The organism is Clostridium taeniosporum (assembly GCF_001735765.2).
GTDB lineage: Bacteria > Bacillota > Clostridia > Clostridiales > Clostridiaceae > Clostridium > Clostridium taeniosporum.
On the sequence record NZ_CP017253.2, the window covers coordinates 3045717 to 3070260 of the forward strand.

Consider the following 24544-nt stretch of genomic DNA (forward strand, 5'->3'; position numbering starts at 1 on the left):
TTTCAAAGACCAAATTTTCATAGCTGACTTTCTTGTCAACTTTTCTTTTATCTTGTCACCCTTAAGCGACTTCCTAAGTATATCACCTAAGTTTTTTTATGTCAACAAGTTTTTTAAAGTTGAAATTTAATTTCTAAAACTTAATTCTTAAACTTGTTTGCCACATCTCTTAGCGACGAATTATATGATATCATCTAAAAAAATAATTGTCAACATTATTTTTAATTTTTTTTATTATTCTAAAATAAAATAGCTATACTACTGTTTTTAGTTGAGAGTTGATAATTAATAGTTGAGAGTTTTAGTTGAGAATCTTAAGACTTTCAACTAAAACTATATATAGTTCTAGAATAATAGTATTAATACAGATAGTCATTTTTTCAAAGATTAAATGAAAAAATTATAAATGTTTATATTGTGTCAGCCTTTCAAATTTCAAAAATTCTATACTTTCCTCCTATTAAAAAGTACCTATATTCTTAAACAATTACTAAAACTGCTTACAATATAGGTACTTATTATATATTATTATCTTTACTTTAATGTCTTAATATAAATTATTTTATATATTATATAAAAATATCTCAATAAAAACTATAAATATTATTTCAAAAAACATTTTTAAAGATATTCTTTTTTCATAACTACTAAAGGATATAAGCTAGACCCTATTAATCTTTCTCCTTCTTTAACTTTTATACCTTTATCAGTAATAACACTATCTAACATAGTCTCATCTTCAATAATACTATCTTGCATTACTACACAATTTTTTAATTTTGCATTTTTTCCAACAAAAACTCTTCTTCCTATAACACAATTTTCAACTTCACCTTCTATATAACATCCATTCGCTATTATAGAATTTCTAACATCACTAGTTGAAGTATAATGTGTTGGTGCTTCATCTTTTGCTTTTGTATATATTCCTCTATCTTCTCTAAATATTTCTTTGCTTATTCTTCTATTTAATAATTTCATATTGCTATCATATAACGTTTTTATAGAATTTATACAATTTAATTGTCCATCAAATTTGTATGCTCCAACTCTTAAACTTTCTAAATTATCATGTATGAAACTCTTAACTTTTTTATACATGCCGCTAATTAAACAATCTTGGACTATATCAATAAATAAACTAGTTTTTAATATATACATTTCCATACTTATATTAACATCATCATCTCTACCTACATTTTCGCCTATACTTATAACATCATGTAAATCATCAAAATTTAAAACGTCACATCCCATAAATGAATTTTTTCCACTATTTATTTTTTTATAAACCATTGTTATATCTTTACCACTTTTTTTGTGATAGTCAATAGCTTTTTGATAATCTATATTACAAATCATATAAGATGGTGTTAATAGTACATATTCTTTATGACTACGCTTAAAAAACTCCATATTTTCTGAAAAACTATGAACATCTTCATATACTGGATCTACTTCGCAAAAATTAAACACTCTTAAACCATTTTGGTTTCTATGCAAATCCCATGGTCTACCGTTAGTTAAATGATCAATTAATGACCTAGATTTATTTTTTGTAAAAATTCCAATACTCTCTATTCCTGAATTTGTCATATTTGATAATACAAAATCTATAATTCTATATCTTCCTGCTATAGGCACTGATGCAAGTGGTCTGTTATTCACTAATTCACCCATTTTTGTCTCATTTTCATCTAAGTTTATTATTCCTACACAATCATTCATCTCTTTTTCCCCCAAACTTCCTTTATACCGCTATACCGCTTTGCTATTTTTCATTATGCTACCCATTTTTACTTCTTCTTTTGCAGCAACAATTTCAATTTCATCTCCTGTGCCTATTACACAATCCTTTCTTATTACAGCATCACTTCCAATTATAGCTTTTTCAATAACTACATTATCTCCAATCTTAGCATTTGTCATAATAACAGAATCTTTTATTATAGTGTTTTTACCAACTTGTACACCTTGGAATAGAACTGAATTTTTAACTTCACCATTAACAGTACAACCTTCAACAATAAGTGAATTAGTAATTTTAGCATTTTCACCTATATATTGAGCTGGTCTTACTGGATTTGTTGAATATATTCTCCAATCTTGATCATGTAAATTAAGCTGATTGTCCGGTTTTAATAAATCCATATTTGCTTGCCAAAGACTTTGAATTGTTCCAACATCTTTCCAATATCCTTCAAATGGATAAGCTATCATATTGCTACCATTATTTAGCATTGCTGGTATTATGTCTTTTCCAAAATCATTGCTTGAATTTTTATTTGCTTCATCTGACCTTAAATATTTTTTTAATGTTTTCCAATTAAATATATATATACCCATTGAAGCTAAATTACTCTTTGGTATTTTAGGCTTTTCTTCAAATTCATATATAGACATATCATCTCTAGTATTCATTATTCCAAAACGACTAGCCTCATTTATTGGAACTTCAATTACTCCAATTGTAGCATCAGCATTTTTTTCTTTATGAAATTCTAACATTTTTGTATAATTCATTTTATATATATGATCACCAGATAATATAAGTACATATTCTGGATCATATCTATCTACAAATTCTATATTTTGATATATTGCGTTTGCTGTTCCTTTATACCAATTACCACCTTTTTCTTCTTGATACGGTGGTAATATACTTACTCCTCCATCTTTTCTATCTAAATCCCAAGGTTGTCCTATTCCTATATGTGTATTTAATTCTAATGGTTTATATTGTGTTAAAACTCCTACTGTGTAAATTCCTGAATTGGCACAATTGCTTAACGGAAAATCAATTATTCTGTATTTTCCTCCAAACGGCACTGCTGGCTTAGCTAACTTCTTGGTCAATACTCCTAATCTAGACCCTTGTCCCCCTGCCAATATCATAGCTACAATTTCAGTATTTCCCATAAATATCCCCTCTCTTTTTTTCCTCAAATTATCATCTATTTATAACATCTTTTTTCTATTTTCAGTAAAATACATAATTATCTTAATTTAGATAATATAAAAAAGTCATATGGTAATAAATTAATATCATTCTTATCAAAATCTATAATTTTATTACTAAATAAATCTTTATATACACCTTCAAATTCCAATTTATTTAAGTTTTTATGCAATGGTGAATTATTTATAATTATTATTATATTTTTACCCTCATATGTTCTTTTTAATATACATATGTTCTGATCCATATGAAACATTTTTAGATTACCTTTTTTTAAAACTTCTTCATTATTCCTTAAATTTATTATTTTTAAATAGAATCTCATTATTTCTTTATTTTCATTATTCCATGGATATGATTTTCTATTTTCAGGGTCTTTTCCTCCTTTTAAGCCAGCTTCATCACCATAATAAATTGTTGGAACTCCTGGTAATGTCATTTGAAGAACTAGTATTAATTTAAGCAAATGAAATTTTCCATCTAATACTGTTAAAATTCTCTCTGTATCATGTGTACCTATAATATTCATATTAGAATTAAAAATCTCTCTTGGGTAATTTTCATACAAAGACATTACTCTCTTTTTAAATTTTTCTGAATCTATATATCCTTTTACAAAATTTATCAAATATTCTCTTAATGGATAATTAGTAACTGAATCTAATTCCTTTCCAAATAAATATTTTCTTCTCTTTGAATAGCTTATCTTATTGGAAGCATCATCCCAAACTTCTCCTATAAGTACGCTATCACTATCAATTTCTTTCATTCTTTTTTTGAAAATTTCTATAAATTTATCTGGTAATTCATCAGCCACATTTAATCTCCACCCACTAGCTCCAAGTTTCATCCATTTCTCAATTATTGAACCCTTTTTATTTACCATATAATCTAAGTAACTATCTTCAAGTTCATTTACATTTGGTCTATTATCTATACCCCACCAAGATTCATATTGATAAGGATAATTTATAAATCTATACCATTTATAAAATTCAGAATTAGGTGATTGATATGCACCTACTTCATCATAATTTCCATATTTATTAAAATATTTACTATCAGATCCTGTATTACTAAATACTCCATCTAATATAATTCTTATTCCCTTACTTCGTGCTATATTACATAATTTTGAAAATTCTTCATTAGTTCCAAACATTTCATCGATAATTTCATAATCACCAACATCATATTTATGACAGCTAGATGACTTAAATATTGGAGTTAAATATATAATGTTTGCACCTAAAGATTTTATATAATCCAATTTTTTTATTATTCCTTTTAGATTTCCACCATAAAAATCCCATCTTAGAATTCTTCCCATATTATCTTTTATATACATTGGGTCATCATCCCATGTAGCATATAAAAAAGAATTCTTCTTTGGTGCATTTATTTTATTATCTTCATTTCCATTACAAAATCTATCAACAAAAATTTGATATATAATTCCTTCTTTATACCAATTAGGTGTCTCAGTTTTTTCATATACCACTACTTCATATGGCACTGGATCATTATTATATACTTGTCCTACTCCACCTAACTTTTCATCATTATTTCCATAGTAAATCCTTCTATACCCATCTATTAAAATAAAATAATACCTTAATAAACCAATCTTATTTGATGTATCTACTTCTATTGAATATTTATAATTACCGTCATTTAAATACTCTTTTTTCATTTCCAATAAATCACTCTTATCATTAAAATTAATTAATTCAAGAGCTACTAATATATCTTTATTAACAACAATTGATATCTTTATAAATTTACCAATTTCAACTGCTCCAAATGGTTTCTTAAAACTCTTATCTTGTGAATTGTATATCACTTCTATTTTGTCCATAAATTAGTCCTTCCTATAAGGTACATTCAAATAAATAACTGATCATATTTTGTGAACCACCTCTTCCTTGAAACATACTAATAACACAACTATTAGCACCCCCAAATCATTGTATTTCACAAAATATCCGTGGCATCTTTGATTTATTATTTATTTTCATATGCCTAAGTTCTTATAAATAACTTCAGATCCCCAAATTCCTGTTGCATATTGTTCAATAGTTCTATCAGATGAGAATATTCCTGAATGTGATATATTTATTCCACATATCTTGTTCCAAGTATCCTTATCTCTATAAAGAGAATCTATTTTATCATGTGCCTTTAAATAAGAATCAAAATCTTTTAATACAAAAAATTCATCATTATAAGTTATTAAATTTTGATATAAAGATTTAAATCTTTGCTTATCATTATGGTATTTTCCATTAGTTAAATCATCTATAACATTTCTAACCCTTGGATCACTATTATATATTTCTGATGATCTATAACCACCATGTTGATAATAATTCAATACTTCATCTGCCTCTAATCCAAAAATAACTATATTATCTTCTCCAACTTCATCTTTTATTTCTATATTAGCTCCATCTAATGTTGCTACTGTAATTGCTCCATTCATCATAAATTTCATATTTGAAGTTCCTGAAGCTTCCTTAGTTGTTGTTGAAATTTGTTCACTCACATCTGCTCCTGGAATGATCTCTTCTGCTAATGAAACATCATAGTTTTCCATAAATACTACTTTCATTTTTTATTAACTCTTGGATCATTATTTACTTTCTGTGCAACATTATTTATAAGCTCTATAATATTCTTTGCTAAATAATAGCCTGGTGCAGCTTTTCCACCAAAAATAAATGTCCTTGGATAAACATCTAAATTAGGATTATCAACTAATTTATTATACAAATACATTATTCTTAAACAATTTAATGTTTGTCTCTTATATGCATGTATCCTCTTTACTTGAACATCAAATATAGAATTAGGATCAACTACAACCCCCTCATTATCTAATATTCTTTTAGCAAGATTTTTCTTATTCTCAAGTTTTATTTTGCCTAACTCATCTAAAACACTCTTATCATTTAAATATCTTTCAAAATTTTCCAAATCAAGAGGGTGCTTTATAAATCCATCACCTATTGTCTCAGAAAGCAAATTAGTTAAATTAGGATTGCACTTTAATAACCATCTTCTATGAGTTATTCCATTAGTTTTATTATTGAATCTATTAGGATACAAATAATAAAAATCTTTCATTTCTTTTTTCTTTAATATTTCAGTATGAAGCTTTGCAACCCCATTAACACTATGGCTACCTACAATAGCAAGATGAGCCATTCTTATTTGATTATTTCCAATTATGCCCATTTTAGATATTTTATCTTCTTGACCTTTAAATTTAGCTCTTAATTCTTCACAATACCTTCTATCTATTTCTTCAACTATCATAAATATTCTAGGTAATAATTTTTTAAACATATCAACAGGCCATTTCTCTAAAGCCTCAGACATAATTGTATGATTTGTATAAGATATAGTATTTTCAGTGATTCTCCATGCTTCATCCCAATCTAGTTCTTCTTCATCTAGTAATATTCTCATAAGTTCTGGTATGGCAAGAGTTGGATGAGTATCATTTATATGAATAGCTATCTTTTCTGCAAATTCTGATATCTGTCCACCATGCTTTTTAAAATGCCTTATTATACTTTGTATTCCAGCAGAAACAAAGAAATATTGTTGTTTTAATCTAAGCATCTTTCCTTCATAAAAAGAATCTTCTGGATAAAGAACTTGTGATATTGCTTCTACTGAATTTTTATATTTAATAGCTTGCAAAAAGTCTCCTCTATTAAAAGAAGAAAAATCAAACTCATTAGATAATGGTTCTGCACTCCAAAGCCTTAAAGTGTTAACTATCTCATTTTTATAACCAACAACTGGAGTATCATATGGTATTGCTAAAATTGGTTCATAATTTACATGAACAAAATTTAATCTTCCATTTTTTTCTTCAACATCAATTTTTCCACCAAACTTAACTATTTCAGACTTATTAGTTTTTCTTTTTTCCCATACATTACCTTCTTTTAACCAATTATCAGATACTTCTACCTGTTTTCCATCTATAATTTTTTGTTCAAAAAAACCATATTTATATCTAATTCCACATCCATGACCAGGCATATTTAATGATGCCATTGAATCTAAAAAACATGCAGCAAGTCTTCCTAAGCCACCATTTCCAAGCCCTTGATCTTCTTCTAAATTTTCCAAATCTTTCAAATCTATATTAAGCTCTTTTAAAGCATCTTTACATATATCTCTTATTCCAATGTTTAATAAAGAGTTTCCTAATAATCTTCCTAGCAAAAATTCCATTGAAAAATAATAGACTTGTTTTTCACCTGTCTTATTATATTTCTTATTTGTTTTAAGCCATGTTCTCGTTACATAATCTCTTACCAAACTTCCTAAAGCTTCGTATTTTTGTTGATTTGTTCCTTCTTTTAATTCTATTCCGTGCATTTCTAGAAATTTATTTACATACGCTTTTTTAAATGCTTTCTTATCCATTTCTATCATCATTGCCCCTCCTTTAGAAAAATCAATTAGATTATCTATAGCTTAATTCTTTATACATATTTAAATATTCATCTGCTGATCTACTCCAACTATTATTAGAATTCATAGCGTTTCTCACAAGATTTGGCCATTTATTTTTATCATAATAAATTCTTAAAGCGTATTCTATTATATAAAGCATCTCATCTGCGTTATAATTGTAAAAGCTAAATCCATTTCCTTCACCTGTATACTCATTGTATGCTCTAATAGTATCCTTTAAACCACCAGTTTCTCTTACTATAGGAACACTTCCATATCTAAGTGCTATTAATTGCCCTAAACCACAAGGTTCAAATAATGATGGCATTAAAAACATATCTGATGCAGCATATACCTTATGTGCCAATGTATTATCAAATCTAATATTTGCTGAAACTTTGTTACCATATTTATAATCTAACCATTTAAAATGATCTTCATAATTTTTATCTCCAGTTCCTACAATCACTAATTGAACATCATTGTTTTGTAACAATCTTTCTGAAATATACATTAATAAATCTAATCCTTTTTGACTTGTTAATCTTGTTACCATTCCTATCATAGGTATATTTTCATTAACATTTAACCCTAGTTCTGCTTGCAGATTTCTCTTATTCTCATATTTGTCATTTATATTATTTAAATCATAATTTTTATATATTAAATAATCATTTTTAGGATTAAATTCATCATAATCTATTCCATTTAAAATGCCTCTTAACATGTAAGATTTTTCTCTTAATAGCCAATCTAATCTTTCTCCAAATTGAGGGGTCTTTATTTCTTCTGCATAACTGTAACTAACAGTTGTTACCATATCTGAATAATTTATAGCACCTTTCATAAATCCTACGCCATTATCAAATCTTAAATTAGTATTTGTATATTGCTCATAATCATATCCAAATAATTCTGGTAATATTACTGGATCAAATACTCCTTGAAATGCTATATTGTGAATTGAAAATACAGATTTTATGTCCCAGTAAAACATATCTTTTCTCATATATTCTAATTTTAACAAAACAGGTATCATCCCAGTTTGCCAGTCATTACAGTGAATTACATTTGGCTTCCAATCTAATTGTCTTATCATATCAAGAACTGCTCTATCAAAAAATGCAAATCTTTCAGCATCATCATAAAATCCATATATTCCATCTCTATAAAAATAGTATTCATTGTCTATAAGATAATAAATAACTCCATTTTCTTCATATTCTAAAATTCCACAATATTGATTTCTCCATCCAACATTTACTCTAAACCATCTATTAAACCTAAGCCTATTTTTTAGCTCATAATTTATTTCCTTATATTTAGGTATTACTACCCTAACATCTACACCTTTTCTTGCTAATTCCTTAGGTAAAGCTCCAGCTACATCACCTAATCCTCCACTTTTTATAAATGGTTGTGCTTCTGATGCTACAAATAAAACTCTCATGCATTCTCCCCCTAATTTTTTAATCCACGCTAAGCATTCTTCTCATTAATAACCTAACAAATTTTTAATAAACGTTTTTATCATTTTATATCTTCAATTTTATCTAACAACTCTTCCCTATCTATTTCAGCTATTTCAGTCACCTTTTTCATAAATGTTTTTTCTTCAATATCTATATATATAGACTTTATTTTTAATACCAATGTTGCCATAGGTGGTACTTTAACTTGAAGTGAATATGGTTGGTTATGATATTCTGATTTCTCAGATACTAATATTTCTCCCATAACTTGTCCTGAACCACCATACTTACTATCATCTGTATTAAATACTTCTTCATATTCACCTAAAAATGGTACACCAACCTTGTAGTCATAATATACTACTGGTGTGAAATTGCTAATAAAAATTAATGTATCTTTATCATCCCTGCTTCTTCTTATAAACTCTAATATACTTTGAGAATTATTATCTGCATCTATCCAAGTAAATCCTTTATCATCATAATCTAATTCCCAAAGTGCTTTATTATCTATATAAAAATGATTTAAATCTCTAAAAAATTCTTGTGTTTGTCTATGCATATCATATTTATCAATTAAAAACCATTGTAATTCTTCGTATTCTCTCCATTCTACAAATTGTCCAAATTCACAACCCATAAATAACAATTTTTTACCTGGATGTCCCATCATATAAGATGCAAACAATCTTAATCCAGAAAACTTATTCCAATAATCTCCCCACATTTTATCTACTAATGATTTTTTACCATGTACCACTTCATCATGTGATATTGGAAGTATAAAATTCTCAGAATAGTTATACATCATTGAAAAATTTATTTTATTATGAATATGTCTTCTAAATATAGGATCTTCCTTTATATATTCTAATGTGTCATTCATCCATCCCATATTCCATTTAAAATTAAAACATAGTGATTCCCCACTATTAGATTTACTAACATTTGGCCATGCTGTTGATTCCTCTGCAATCATTAACACATTAGGAAATTCTTCTAGTACAGCCTTATTTAATTGTCTTAAGAATTCTATTCCTTCCAGATTAGCATTGCTTCCATATTCATTAGGTATCCATTCACCATCTTGTTTGTCATAATCTAAATAAAGAATACTTGATACAGCATCTACTCTTATACCATCCATATGAAATTCTCTTATCCAATATAAAGCATTAGATATTAAATAACTACGAACTTCTGATTTTCCTAAATCAAAGTTACATGTTCCCCATCCACAATTTTCTGATCTCCATTCATCACTATATTCATAAGTTGGAGTACCATCAAATTTATATAAACCATGAGAATCCTTGCAAAAATGACCTGGTACCCAATCAAATATTACTCCTATTTCTTCATCATGTAATTTTTCTACAAGAGTTTTTAAACCATTTAAATCGCCATATCTACTAGTTGGAGAATAATATCCAGTTCCTTGATAACCCCAAGAGGCATCTAATGGATGCTCAACAAGTGGCATCAATTCAACATAAGTATAGCCCATATCTTTTAAATACTTTGGTAAAGTTTCACTCAATTGCTCATATGTTAAAAATTCTCCATCCTCATCTCTTTTCCATGATCCTAAATGCATTTCATATATATTTATTGGTGATTCAAATACATTTAATTTATCCCTTGTATTAATCCAGTTTTTATCATTCCATTTAAACTTATTTGATTCACATACTATTGATGCAGTATTAGGTCTAAGTTCACTTTGAATTGCATAGGGATCAGACTTGAATTCTAATTGATTTCCAAGCTCATCAATGAAGCAATATTTATATTTAGTACCACTACTTATTTTAGGTAAAAATATACTCCATAATCCGCTATCATCTATTTTGTCAAGCTTATAATTTTTATCTACTTCAAAATTATTAAAATCTCCAACTAAATAAGCTTCTTTAGCATTTGGAGCCCATGTAGTAAATCTTACACCTTTTTTTCTTTTTTCTGTTTTTATATGTGATCCTAAAATCTTATAGGACTCATAATTTTTCCCTTCATGAAATTTTTTCATATTTATTTCATTTAATTCATCAGAATTTGATTTCTTAGCTTTACTCTTTATTTCCTTACTTGTATTATTATTTGATCTAGTTTTTGCGCTTGAGGATTTTTTCTTAATAGTTCGACTTGATTTTTTAGATGAACCTACTTTTTTAGTAGTTTTAGTTGTATCTTTTACTATATCTTTTACTATATCTTTAGGTATTTCATTTATTTTTTCTGATGTAACTTTTTTTAACTCAGTATCTAATTTATAACCTATGTTTTTGATACTAGTATTACTCAAGTTATCCCCTCCATTATTTTTATCCAATTTTATATTATCTACTATATTTTAAGTAGTATCTCAAAGTTATCACTTGTTATTTTACCAAATTATTGAATATAATTCATTAATTTTCATTACTGTATAAATATCATAAACTTACTTATATCTAACTTTTTCCTGTTTATTTTAAAAATTAAATTTCATTTTTTACATTTATTTGTTGCATTGTGTAAATTATTAATATAATATAGATTACTAAATTTGAATACTTAGTTTATCGGCAAACGTTTACTTTGGGGTTAATGATTTTTTTATTTTGAAATTAAGAGTATCTTTATAATTATAAAAATACTTTTTAATAATTTTTATATAAATTTCATTATATATCTTTAAGTATTTTAAAATTTCCTATATAAATAAAATGAAGAAACTACTTTTTTAATGTTTTATAATTATATATATTTGAATTTTTACCTAATATTTTATTTAACTTAAATTTTAATTCCTATAATTTCTTGTACAAAAAAAGAACTGTCATAAATATAACAGCTTATCTTTTAGTTAAATCATTAACTTAAAAAAACAAAATGCACACCATGTTTTTTAATTGATAGTAAATAATTAAAAATTATTAATATTTATTTAAATCTAGATTACATTAAGTTTTAATAAAACTATAATTTGCTGTACAAAAAAAGAGACAGTTATAATAACTATCTCTTTACACTTACCTGGCAACGTCCTAATCTCCCACACAGTCTCCCATGCAGTACCTTCGGCGCTATGGATCTTAACTATCCTGTTCGGAATGGGTAGGAGTGTTACTTCCATGCCATCATCACCAGATGCTATGATTCTCCAAATCTTTAATTTGGTTAAGAATCTTGTACTCCTCAATTTATCTGAGTGAGTTTCATTTGAAAGAATGTTCTTTCAAAATTGCACATAATTTGTATATAATATTTATTGGTCAAGCCCTCGACCTATTAGTATCAGTCAGCTAAATATGTTACCACACTTACACCTCTGACCTATCAACCTTGTAGTCTTCAAGGGGTCTTACTAGCTTACGCTATGGGAAATCTCATCTTGAAGGAGGCTTCACGCTTAGATGCTTTCAGCGTTTATCCCGTCCCGACTTAGCTACCCAGCTATGCTTCTGGCGAAACAACTGGTACACCATAGGTCGGTCCATCCCGGTCCTCTCGTACTAAGGACAGCTCTTCTCAAATTTCCTGCGCCCGCGACGGATAGGGACCGAACTGTCTCACGACGTTCTGAACCCAGCTCGCGTGCCGCTTTAATGGGCGAACAGCCCAACCCTTGGGACCTACTTCAGCCCCAGGATGCGACGAGCCGACATCGAGGTGCCAAACCTCCCCGTCGATGTGAACTCTTGGGGGAGATCAGCCTGTTATCCCCGAGGTAGCTTTTATCCGTTGAGCGATGGCCCTCCCACGAGGTACCACCGGATCACTAAGCCCGACTTTCGTCCCTGCTCGACTTGTAGGTCTCGCAGTCAGGCTCCCTTCTGCCTTTGCACTCTACGAACGATTTCCGACCGTTCTGAGGGAACCTTTGGGCGCCTCCGTTACTTTTTAGGAGGCGACCGCCCCAGTCAAACTGCCCACCTAACAATGTCCTGTCACCAGATTCATGGCATCCAGTTAGAATTCCAGTACTATCAGGGTGGTATCCCAAGGATGACTCCATCAAAGCTGACGCTCTGATTTCCCAGTCTCCCACCTATCCTGTACAGACAATACCGAAATTCAATGCTAAGCTACAGTAAAGCTCTACGGGGTCTTTCCGTCCAATCGCGGGTAGCGAGCATCTTCACTCGCACTACAACTTCGCCGGATTTGCAGTTGAGACAGTGCACAAGTCATTACGCCATTCGTGCGGGTCAGAACTTACCTGACAAGGAATTTCGCTACCTTAGGACCGTTATAGTTACGGCCGCCGTTTACTGGGGCTTAAGTTCACACCTTCGCTTACGCTAAGTGTTCCCCTTAACCTTCCAGCACCGGGCAGGCGTCAGCCCCTATACATCAGCTTTCGCTTTAGCAGAGACCTGTGTTTTTGTTAAACAGTTGCTTGTGCCTATTCTCTGCGGCCTGCTCTCGCAGGCACCCCTTCTCCCGAAGTTACGGGGTCAATTTGCCTAGTTCCTTAACTGCAATTCTTCCGCCGGCCTTAGGATTCTCTCCTCACCTACCTGTGTCGGTTTGCGGTACGGGCACTACTTCTCTTTCTAGATGCTTTTCTTGGAAGCATGGAATCAGATACTTCGGTTCCGTAGAACCTTCCCCATCACGCCTCAGGATTGTTAGAACGGATTTGCCTATTCTAACTCCCTAAACGCTTAGACTAGCATCCAATAGCTAGCACATCCTATCCTTCTCCGTCACACCATCGATAATAACGATAATAGTGGTATCGGAATATCAACCGATTGTCCATCGCCTACGCCTTTCGGCCTCAGCTTAGGTCCCGACTAACCCTCAGCGGACGAACCTTCCTGAGGAAACCTTAGGTATTCGGCCTGTAGGATTCTCACCTACATCTCGCTACTAATGCCAACATTCTCACTCGTAATCAGTCCACCGCTCCTTACGGTACGACTTCAGCCCGATTACGACGCTCCTCTACCGCTCACACAAAGTGTGAACCCGTAGCTTCGGTGGTAAGTTTGAGCCCCGGACATTTTCGGCGCAGGATCTCTTGACTAGTGAGCTATTACGCACTCTTTTAATGAGTGGCTGCTTCTAAGCCAACATCCTAGTTGTCTTAGAAATCCCACATCCTTTTCCACTTAACTTACACTTTGGGACCTTAGCTGACGATCTGGGCTGTTTCCCTTTTGACTACGGAACTTATCTTTCGCAGTCTGACTGCCGGACTGATAGTATCTGGTATTCGGAGTTTGATAAGGTTCGGTAAGCGCTATGCCCCCTAGCCCATTCAGTGCTCTACCCCCAGTACTCACATTTTCCGACGCTAGCCCTAAAGCTATTTCGAGGAGAACCAGCTATATCCGAGTTCGATTGGAATTTCTCCGCTATCCACAGCTCATCCCATGCTTTTTCAACAGCAACGTGGTTCGGTCCTCCACGAGGTTTTACCCTCGCTTCAACCTGGCCATGGATAGGTCACCCGGTTTCGGGTCTACAGCATGCAACTAGTCGCCCTATTAAGACTCGGTTTCCCTTCGGCTCCGTACCTTAAGTACTTAACCTTGCTACATACCGTAACTCGTTGGCTCGTTCTACAAAAAGCACATCATCACACACATAAGGTGCTTTGATCGGTTGTAGGCACATGGTTTCAGGTTCTATTTCACTCCCCTCCCGGGGTTCTTTTCACCTTTCCCTCACGGTACTGCTTCACTATCGGTCATCAGGTAGTATTTAGCCTTGGGAGGTGGTCCTCCCTGCTTCCCACAAGGTTTCACGTGTCTCGTGGTACTCTGGATCAGAACTTGATTGTTATAACTTTTACTTACAGGACTATTACCTCCTACGGTCCAACTTTCCAGTTGTGTTCGGTTAATTATAACTTCTCGTTAATGTTCTGTCCGCAACCCCAAAGATAAATCTTTGGTTTGGGCTCTTTCCCTTTCGCTCGCCGCTACTAAGAAAATCGATTTTTCTTTCTCTTCCTCCAGGTACTTAGATGTTTCAGTTCCCTGGGTTTACCTTCATAAAGCTATGTATTCACTTTACGATACATGGGGTTTCCCATGTGAGTTTCCTCATTCGGACATCTCCGGATCTCTGGCTATGTGCGCCTACCCGAAGCTTATCGCAGCTTATCACGTCCTTCATCGGCTCCTGATGCCAAGGCATTCACCATGCGCCCTTTGTAGCTTGACCTTTTACTCGTTTATTGTCGCTAATTACTTTGTCAACTTCATATTTTATGTACTCACGTATCACGATACGCTCCGAGCATAAAATATTCGTTTCCTCGTATTTATCGCCACTAAACTTCGTAACATTGTTTTTATTTGTTTACAAACAAAAAAAAACAATTTGCCAATATTAATTTGAGTAATTATCTAGGTAATTATTTCAATTATTACAAAGAATATATTCTTGGCTTGTTGTATTATATACAATATACTCGTTTATTGAATCTTATTACTTCGTCATCTGCATAATTTTTTCATTCACGTATAAAATACGCTCATTACAAAAATCATTTGATTTCTTGTACTAAACTCCACTAAACTTCGTATTACTATGTGCAATTTTCAAAGAACATTTTGAAAGACTTAGTCTTTCAAAATTGAACAGAAATCATTAAATAAACCTTCTTATATTAAGTAAGCATTCATTTTAATTACTAGTTAAACGTCTTGTTAACTAGATTTCTCCATAGAAAGGAGGTGATCCAGCCGCAGGTTCTCCTACGGCTACCTTGTTACGACTTCACCCCAATCGCTGACCCTACCTTAGGTCGCTGCCTCCCTTACGGGTTAGCTCACGAACTTTGGGTATTGCCAACTCTCATGGTGTGACGGGCGGTGTGTACAAGGCCCGGGAACGTATTCACCGCGACATTCTGATTCGCGATTACTAGCAACTCCAGCTTCATGTAGGCGAGTTTCAGCCTACAATCCGAACTGAGACTGGTTTTAAAGTTTAGCTCCACCTCACGATATTGCATCTCTCTGTACCAGCCATTGTAGCACGTGTGTAGCCCTAGACATAAGGGGCATGATGATTTGACGTCATCCCCACCTTCCTCCGCGTTAACCACGGCAGTCTCGCTAGAGTGCTCAACTAAATGGTAGCAACTAACAATAAGGGTTGCGCTCGTTGCGGGACTTAACCCAACATCTCACGACACGAGCTGACGACAACCATGCACCACCTGTCTTCCTGTCGCCGAAGCGACTTCCTCGATTAAGAGTAATTCAGGAGATGTCAAGTCTAGGTAAGGTTCTTCGCGTTGCTTCGAATTAAACCACATGCTCCGCTGCTTGTGCGGGCCCCCGTCAATTCCTTTGAGTTTTAATCTTGCGACCGTACTCCCCAGGCGGAATACTTAATGCGTTAGCGGCGGCACAGAAGCCATGACAGCTCCTACACCTAGTATTCATCGTTTACGGCGTGGACTACCAGGGTATCTAATCCTGTTCGCTCCCCACGCTTTCGAGCCTCAGTGTCAGTTACAGTCCAGAAAGTCGCCTTCGCCACTGGTGTTCTTCCTAATATCTACGCATTTCACCGCTACACTAGGAATTCCACTTTCCTCTCCTGCACTCTAGATATCCAGTTTGGAATGCAGCACCCAGGTTAAGCCCGAGTATTTCACATCCCACTTAAATATCCACCTACGCTCCCTTTACGCCCAGTAAATCCGGACAACGCTTGCCACCTACGTATTACCGCGGCTGCTGGCACGTAGTTAGCCGTGGCTTCCTCCTTGGGTACCGTCATTATCGTCCCCAAAGACAGAGTTTTACAATCCGAAGACCGTCATCACTCACGCGGCGTTGCTGCATCAGGGTTTCCCCCATTGTGCAATATTCCCCACTGCTGCCTCCCGTAGGAGTCTGGGCCGTGTCTCAGTCCCAATGTGGCCGATCACCCTCTCAGGTCGGCTACGCATCGTCGCCTTGGTAAGCCATTACCTTACCAACTAGCTAATGCGACGCGGGCCCATCTCATAGCGGATTGCTCCTTTTATTGCTGTTTCATGCGAAACTACAATCTTATGAGGTATTAATCTTCCTTTCGGAAGGCTATCCCTCTCTATGAGGCAGGTTGCCCACGTGTTACTCACCCGTCCGCCGCTAATCCACTCCCGAAGGAGCTTCATCGCTCGACTTGCATGTGTTAGGCACGCCGCCAGCGTTCGTCCTGAGCCAGGATCAAACTCTCAATAAAAAGTTTAATCTTGACTTACTTTAATAAAGAATTGCTGGTTTATTTTAATGTTTCTTTTCTGTTCAATTTTCAAAGACCAAATTTTTCCCCAGTTGACTATTTTGTCAACTATTGTTTTAATCTGTCACCCTCAAGCGACTTAATCAGTATAACATTTTGTTGCTTTTATGTCAACATTTTATTTTAAAAACTTTTTATCTCATTTTTTAAATTCTATTTTTTAATGAAATTAAATTGTTTTCTGTTTGCTGACTCATCTCTAAGGACGTGTTTTATCTTACCATATATTTTCTATCTTTTTAGACTTAATTCTTATATTTTTCTTATTTAAATTCATAATAATTCATTTTTCTTATATTTTTTAATTTTTACTACTATTGATACACGTGGTATAGTATTCCTTAATTATTATATTGTTACTACATATCCTATATATTTATATCCATATTAGTTACTATTTATTCAACATTTTTAATATATATAACTAATTTACACAAATTAAAACTAGTAATTATCATAAAATCACTTTCAATAGATATTTATAGATTTAAATAATTAATATTCACATTTACTACTTGTCTTAATTTTTCGTTTAGAACAAGCTAAAATATAATTGTACTCATTTTATTATTCCTAAATTAATTTAATTACTCTTTTCAATTTATTTGTACATAATATCAACATTTTACTAAAAATAAAGCTTATAACTTATTAAACAATATAAACATTATTTATTGTAATTAACATAATTAATTAAAGTATTAAATTTTATTGTAAACGTAATAAAAGTTTATTGACATACTGAATATAAGATTATATAATTATCTAGACGTGTTACTGTTAAATCAGGCATAAGTTTTCTTTTAATATAAGAAACCTTATGCCTTTTTTATTAAACATTAACAGCAATATGCTCATATTTTTTAATATGTAGGTAAAAATACAATATACGAATATATTATAATGTAAGAAAGGATGTGAATTATCCTGATCAATCAGGATGTAATTTATGTTTGGATTATTTAAAAAGAATAAAAAAGAAGATAGCAATTTAAAATTAGTAGCACCTATTACAGGTAAATCAATTCCTTTATCAGAAGTTCCAGATCCTGTTTTTGCTCAAAAAATGGCTGGTGATGGTTTAGCGATAGAACCATCTGAGAACGTTGTTGTAGCTCCTGCTGATGGAGAATTAACTTTAGTATTTAATACTAAACATGCATTTGCAATGACATTAGAAAACGGAACAGAACTTTTAGTTCATATTGGTATAGAAACAGTATCTTTAAATGGAGAAGGATTTGAACAATTAGTTGAACAAGGTACTAAAGTTAAAGCTGGAACTCCTATAATAAAATTTGATAAAGAGTTCATTAAATCAAAAGGACTTCCATTAACAACTCCTGTTTTAATAACTAATGTTGATTCAGTTAAATCAATAAATACTGTTGAAAATGTTGATACTGTAGCTGGAGAAACTACAGTTTTAGAATACACTTTATAATTTAAAGTAAAACTGCCCAAAATATTTATTTTGGGCAGATTTTTTATGTTCTTTATTAAATCAAAATCAAATCTCATATTAATTAATCTATATTTTTAACTAGAATAATAATAAAGTTAAATTTAGAAATTTAATTAATTACTATAATAAGATTACTATTACAATCTTTCTAAAAATTTCTTTTAAATAAAATACCCCAGTAGATAATTACTTATCCACTAGGGCAAAATTTTTATAAACTAATTATTGTAAACTAATTATTTGATACCTAATATATCATTGATTGCATTCTTATATCTGTCAGCTTTAGCTCCAAATATAGCTTGAATTCCATTACCTACTTCCATAACTCCAGCAGCTCCCAATGATTTTAGCTCTGCCTTATCTACCTTAGATTTGTCTTTAACTTCAACTCTAAGTCTTGTTATACAAGCATCAACACTTACTATATTTTCTTCTCCACCTAATGCTGCTAATACAGCTGGTGCTTTTTCAGTAATTTCATTCTTAGCTGTTGCTACTTTATTAGCGCCTGAATCATTACCATTTTTTCCTTGATAATCCGCTTTAGTATATAACTTAGTTTCTTCCTCATTTTCATCTCTACCTGGAGTCTTTAAGTTGAATTTCTTAATCATAAATGTGAATAATAAGTAGTAAACTACTGCATATACTAAACCAACTAATATAAGTATAAACCATCTAGTTGGAACTCCTGCACCTGCTGGAAGTAATCCAAATAAGCTAAAGTCAATGAATCCACCTGAGAATGTCATTCCTATAAATACGCTAAATATATCCATTAACATAAATGATAAACCTGCTAGTAAACAATGTACTCCGTATAATACTGGAGCAACAAATATAAATGTAAATTCTAGTGGTTCAGTAATACCTGTTAAGAATGAAGTAACAGCTGCTGCTAATAATAATGATCCAACAACCTTTCTCTTACTTGGAGCTGCTGCTCTATACATAGCGAATGCTGCTGCTGGTAAACCAAACATCATGAATGGGAATTTACCTGCCATAAATCTTGTAGTTCCACTAACAACTGTTGACATAGTATCAGCTGATGCACCTACTAAATCACTCATACTAGATAATTGTGTGAAGTATGCTGTGTTAGCCCCTGCAACTGTTTGCCATGTTCCATCAACCAAAATTTTACCTTCAACAAATGATGTAAACCAGAATGGAGTATAGAATACATGATGTAATCCAAATGGAATTAATGCTCTTTCAATAACTCCAAAGAAGAATGTTCCTATAAATCCTGCCTCTCTAACTAAATTAGCTATAACTGAAATACCATCTTGAACTATTGGCCATAAGAATGCTAGTATTCCACCTACAAATGCCATAGTAACTGCTGTTATTATTGGAACAAATCTTGCTCCTGAGAAAAACCCTACTACTTGTGGTAATTGTATTTCATGGAATCTATCATGTAATACAGCTGTAATAATACCTGTAATAATACCACCGAATACTGACATATTTAATGTAAATATTCCAAGGTTAGTTGTAACATATGTACCATAATCACCAACATTACCAGGAGTAAGTACTCCAAGTTGAGTAATACCTAGAGATAATAATGTTGAAATTACTTGATTCATTACTATAAATCCAAATACTGACGCCATTGCTGCTGTACCCTTATCTTTTTTAGCAAGACCTACTGCAACACCAACTGCAAATAGTATTGGTAAGTTTCCAAAAATAATATCACCTATGTTTTTCATTACTGTTAATATAGCTGTTATTGCTGGTATACTAACAAATGCTATAAGTGGTTCATAAACTGCTGGTGGATTGTTTAACCCTGCAATTCCAAGTAAAGCTCCACCGACTCCTAATAATATACCTGCTATTGGTAAAGCTGCTATTGGTAGCATGATAGCTTTACCTATTCTTTGTAAATATTGAAGCATAATAATTCCTCCTAAACTTATTAAATAAAATAAAATGATTATTAATTATGTATTTATTGTTATCTTTATTTTAAGCTGGCCAGCTAAAAATTATACAAACAAAAAAGACTTAAATATAAGCCCAGAAAAATTTATTCAATAAAAAACACTATTGTAATAAATTTTTCTTCACCTATATTAAGTCTTGCCTGCACTACCAGTTACACCTTAATTCTATAATAATAATATCATATTAATTTTCTTTTGTAAAGGTTTAATTACCTTTAGATAACTTGAATCTTTCAACATGTATAGTTAAAAATGCCACTTCATCTTTTGTAACTTTAACTTTAAATTCATCCTCAATAATTTTAGCAATTCCCTTAGCTATTGAATAAGATTCACTATATGTCCTCTTTATAATTTTAGATAAATCATTATGAATACTTGTATTTTCCATTATTCTTTGAAGAGCAAATTTAATGTGAGTACAAAATCTAGCATAATCTAAAGATTTTTTGTTTATTTTTATTCCTAATCTATCTTCAACATATTCAGCTATAGTGCTACTTAAATAAGTATTTTTTATTGTATTAGAAAGTTTACCATTATTTAATGAAGAATGTATATGAAGTGCTATAAATGCTACTTCACCATCAGGAATATTTACTTTAGCGTATTCTCCTACCTTTTTTGCAATTATCTTAGCCAATCTAAATTCTTCTGAATATAAAGTTTCAGTTTCAACTAAAAATGGATTTTCTATTTCTTCTTTATTCTTCATTCTTTTAACTGCAATAAATAAGTGATCTATTAAACCAATGTGTATATGTTCATCTAATTCTTCTTTTAATTGTTTAGATATTTCATATATGGCTTCTTCACAAACTGCAAAAAATTCATCATCAATTTTTTCAATCATGCCATGGAGATTCTTTATATTTTCCTTATTTTCTATAGTAAAAACTTTTTCTATTTCAGTATTTTCAGGTATAATATGACCTGGTTTTTTACCAAATCCTATACCTTTAGCAAAAAGTATTTTTTCTTTACCATCTGAATTAACTAAAACTATATTATTATTAAAAACTTTTGACACTACTTCGCTTTTATTAAGTATTATTGTCATTCCATTATCCTTTCTATATACAAAATTTATTATTTTATATAATGCACATTTAAATAAATAATCAGTATATTAGTTGATTTTGTGAATTACTTCTTCCTTGTAACATACTAATAAAACAACTATTATCATAACCTCAGTCATTGTATTTCACAAAATATTTGGGCATCTTTCACTTATTATTTATTCTCATATGCCTAATAACTCATCAATTATTATAGCATTAAAATTAAATATAATTAGTATTTTTAACAAAGTTACTATTATAATTTTTTGTTAAGCAGAAATTGAGTTTAATCTTTAATATAATATATTATTTAATTTTTGAATACTTAATTATACATGATAAAAATTTCATTATATTTCCTAATCTTGTATATGTCTTTTAATTATCTTTTATAAAATTCTTCTCTAGTAATATAATAAGTAATATGATCTTTCCATTGACCATTAATAAATAAATATTTCTTATTTATACCTAGTTCATTAAATCCGCAACCTTTTAAAACACCCTTTGATCTTTCATTTTCCAATAATGCTGATGCTTCTATTCTGTGTAAATCTTCTTCTGTAAAAAGATAATCTACAAAGAGGTTAACAGATTCTTTCATATATCCATGTCCTTGTTCTAACTTATCTATAGAATAGCCTAATATTCCATTTTTAAAACTTCCATAAACCAAATTAGCTAATTTTATTTTTCCAATAAAGACATCATTTTTAAATATACCTACTTCAATAGAATTTCCATTTAAAAATTGTCTATAACTTTCATTTAAAAGATTTCTTTGTCCCTTTAATGTATAGAATTTTTTATCTCTATCAGGTTCAAAAGGACATAAATGCTCTTTATTTCTTACATAATATTCTAATAAATCATTTGCATTTCCAGGTGTTAAATTTCTTAGCACTACATTTTGACCTTTTATTTCTATAAAAGAAGACTTTGCTTTGTGGTTATATTCTGTTCTGGTTATTCCAAATGATAATTCATCAAAAAACTTACCATCATGATATTCATTTTCACTAAATACCCCTTCTAAAGCAAATCCTAAATCTAAAAATGAATTAACATCTATTCCTTCTACAGTTCTAATATTAACTTTATATATATTTATATCCTTAAATACAGCTCTAAGAGTGAGTTTTAATGTTTCTTTTAACAATTCATATTTACATGTTTTATAAAAATTAAGCTTAATATCACATTTTTTATTGGAATTAATAAATCCTATTATATAAAATCTACCAATAGTTATGTCATCTTTATCTTTAATTATATATTCATTTTTTGACAACTTACTAGCTTCTATTTTAACTTTAAAATTAGATTCCATCAAAATTCTCCTACTGCATTTAATCGAAACTTCTACTATCAATAAATGTTATCTTATTTATCACTAATAATAACATCCATAAAAAATTCTATTTTTTCCTATATCTATTCTACCATATTTAAGTTTATTAAAAAATAATAATAAGCATAAATAATCAGTACTTTAATTATTTATGCTTATTTATGCTTATTTATTTCATCTTATATAAAAATTCTTTAACATTATATATCTCTTTAGTATAATCAATTTTAAATTCATATATATTTAAATATACCTTTTTCCCTCTTAATTCAAACTTTTTTGTCCAATTAATAGCTTGTTTTTTTACTATTAGTTAGATAAAATCCATTAATATTTCAATAATATAAGCTTATCAATTTTAATTAATGACTCTGCTCTTTTCTTATATCATTTATTTCTATATCACTTAATCCTGTCAATTCATTTATTACTTCATTAGTCATTCCCATTTTTATTGCCTTTATTGCTGTTTCTTTAGCCTTCTTTTCTATTCCTTTTTCTATTCCTTTTTCTATTCCTTTTTCTATTCCTTTTTCTATCCCTTTTTCTATCCCTTTTTCTATTCCTTGTTTTAATCCTCTTTCTATGGCATTATTCTGTATTCTTTCTATAGTTTTTCCTAAATTACTAACCATAAAATCTACCTCCTCTTGATTACTTTTTTCAAGAACATCATCAATTTCACCTTGCAAATTATCTCTAACTCTTGGTTTTACTATTTTCTTTAGCCATTGCTTAAATAAACTAAATTGTTCTGGAGATATTTTCTTTAGTATCTTAATCATCTTTTGCAATCTTTTTATTAACTCTTCTTCACTTAATTCTTGATCTAATAAAAATACTGCTGAAACTAAATTTGATACTCTATACAATTCTTCTTCTGAATATCTGTTAACATCAAATAATATATAATTAAAATCTAAAACATTATCTCCAAATAATTCTGATCCACTTAATACATCTTTGAAATTAACTTTTGCACTCCAATTATGCTTCCCATTATACAATACTATAGGTACTATCGCTGGTAACTTAAAATTCTTTCTTTTTATCTCATTTTTTTTAGAATTTTTAAGTGTTTCTCTCCAAATTTCTGTCATATAAAATAACAATCTCATAGGCATTCTATAATCAACCTTTGATTGAAATTCTAATAATAAATAAAATATTATCTCTTCCCCATTTATATTTGCTCTATATACTATATCTGATTCTTCCTCTTCAAAATCTGAAAGTATATATGATTTATCACTTAATTCTAAATTATCTTTTGTTATAAAATTTACCCATTCCTTATTTGTAAAACTTCTTAAAAGCTCTAAAAATGTTTCTTTATGTGAAAATATATGCTTATATCCTACATCGTGTTCATGATGCACATTATTATTTTTCAAAACATCACTCCTACTATTTATTATCTTAATTATAACCTAAACTTCATTTTCTTAAAACAATTAATAATCTTTAAACTTGTACCTGTAAAAATTTACACCCCAGGGGTAAATGAAAAAATTATATGTTTATTTTTTATTGAAATTTGATATAATAA

The 24544-nt window shown here is 30.6% G+C and carries 10 protein-coding genes, 3 rRNA genes and 1 pseudogene; 1 reads left to right on the forward strand and 13 read right to left on the reverse strand.

The features are described from left to right. Positions 1-621: 621 nt before the first annotated feature. The 9 genes and pseudogenes from glgD to BGI42_RS13775 form a co-directional block, all read right to left on the reverse strand. On the reverse strand, positions 622-1728 hold the full coding sequence (gene glgD / locus BGI42_RS13735; protein WP_069680834.1) for a glucose-1-phosphate adenylyltransferase subunit GlgD: 1107 nt from the start codon (positions 1726-1728) through the stop codon (positions 622-624). A gap of 30 nt (positions 1729-1758) precedes the next feature. Further along, complete coding sequence (locus BGI42_RS13740; RefSeq protein WP_069680835.1) at positions 1759-2919, reverse strand: glucose-1-phosphate adenylyltransferase; 1161 nt, start codon at positions 2917-2919, stop codon at positions 1759-1761. A 77-nt stretch (positions 2920-2996) separates the two neighbouring features. Continuing rightward, the gene (locus BGI42_RS13745) at positions 2997-4817 is read right to left on the reverse strand and encodes a glycoside hydrolase family 13 protein (RefSeq protein ID WP_069680836.1); all 1821 of its coding nucleotides are present in this window, start codon (positions 4815-4817) and stop codon (positions 2997-2999) included. Between the two features lie 156 nt (positions 4818-4973). Further along, positions 4974-7414 (reverse strand): annotated as a pseudogene (locus tag BGI42_RS13750) (glycogen/starch/alpha-glucan phosphorylase). A 31-nt stretch (positions 7415-7445) separates the two neighbouring features. Further along, positions 7446-8885 carry a glycogen synthase GlgA gene (gene glgA / locus BGI42_RS13755; RefSeq protein WP_069680838.1) on the reverse strand — a complete coding sequence of 480 codons (1440 nt, stop codon included), beginning with the start codon at positions 8883-8885 and terminating at the stop codon, positions 7446-7448. 80 nt (positions 8886-8965) lie between these two features. Next, positions 8966-11212, reverse strand: coding sequence for a 1,4-alpha-glucan branching protein GlgB (gene glgB / locus BGI42_RS13760; protein WP_069680839.1), 2247 nt, complete (start codon positions 11210-11212; stop codon positions 8966-8968). A 711-nt stretch (positions 11213-11923) separates the two neighbouring features. Next, positions 11924-12040: ribosomal RNA gene (rrf, locus tag BGI42_RS13765) — 5S ribosomal RNA — on the reverse strand. Positions 12041-12160: 120 nt separating this feature from the next. Then, positions 12161-15069 (reverse strand): 23S ribosomal RNA (locus BGI42_RS13770). Positions 15070-15577: 508 nt separating this feature from the next. After that, a 16S ribosomal RNA gene (locus BGI42_RS13775) occupies positions 15578-17091 on the reverse strand. The 16S, 23S and 5S rRNA genes sit together here, the layout of an rRNA operon. Positions 17092-18100: 1009 nt before the next feature. Here BGI42_RS13775 and BGI42_RS13780 point away from each other — a divergent pair. Then, on the forward strand, positions 18101-18595 hold the full coding sequence (locus BGI42_RS13780) for a PTS sugar transporter subunit IIA (protein WP_069680840.1): 495 nt from the start codon (positions 18101-18103) through the stop codon (positions 18593-18595). Between the two features lie 257 nt (positions 18596-18852). On the opposite strand, the gene BGI42_RS13785 is transcribed toward BGI42_RS13780, so the two are convergent. From BGI42_RS13785 to BGI42_RS13800, 4 genes are all read right to left on the reverse strand, one after another. Then, positions 18853-20532 carry a PTS transporter subunit EIIC gene (locus tag BGI42_RS13785; protein ID WP_069680841.1) on the reverse strand — a complete coding sequence of 560 codons (1680 nt, stop codon included), beginning with the start codon at positions 20530-20532 and terminating at the stop codon, positions 18853-18855. A gap of 253 nt (positions 20533-20785) precedes the next feature. Next, positions 20786-21640 carry a PRD domain-containing protein gene (locus BGI42_RS13790; protein WP_069680842.1) on the reverse strand — a complete coding sequence of 285 codons (855 nt, stop codon included), beginning with the start codon at positions 21638-21640 and terminating at the stop codon, positions 20786-20788. Positions 21641-22026: 386 nt separating this feature from the next. Beyond that, positions 22027-22974: a GNAT family N-acetyltransferase gene (locus BGI42_RS13795; protein ID WP_069680843.1), complete on the reverse strand. Its 948-nt coding sequence runs from the start codon at positions 22972-22974 to the stop codon at positions 22027-22029. A 383-nt stretch (positions 22975-23357) separates the two neighbouring features. Continuing rightward, positions 23358-24389 carry an Rpn family recombination-promoting nuclease/putative transposase gene (locus tag BGI42_RS13800; RefSeq protein ID WP_105165933.1) on the reverse strand — a complete coding sequence of 344 codons (1032 nt, stop codon included), beginning with the start codon at positions 24387-24389 and terminating at the stop codon, positions 23358-23360. Between the last annotated feature and the right edge of the window lie 155 nt (positions 24390-24544).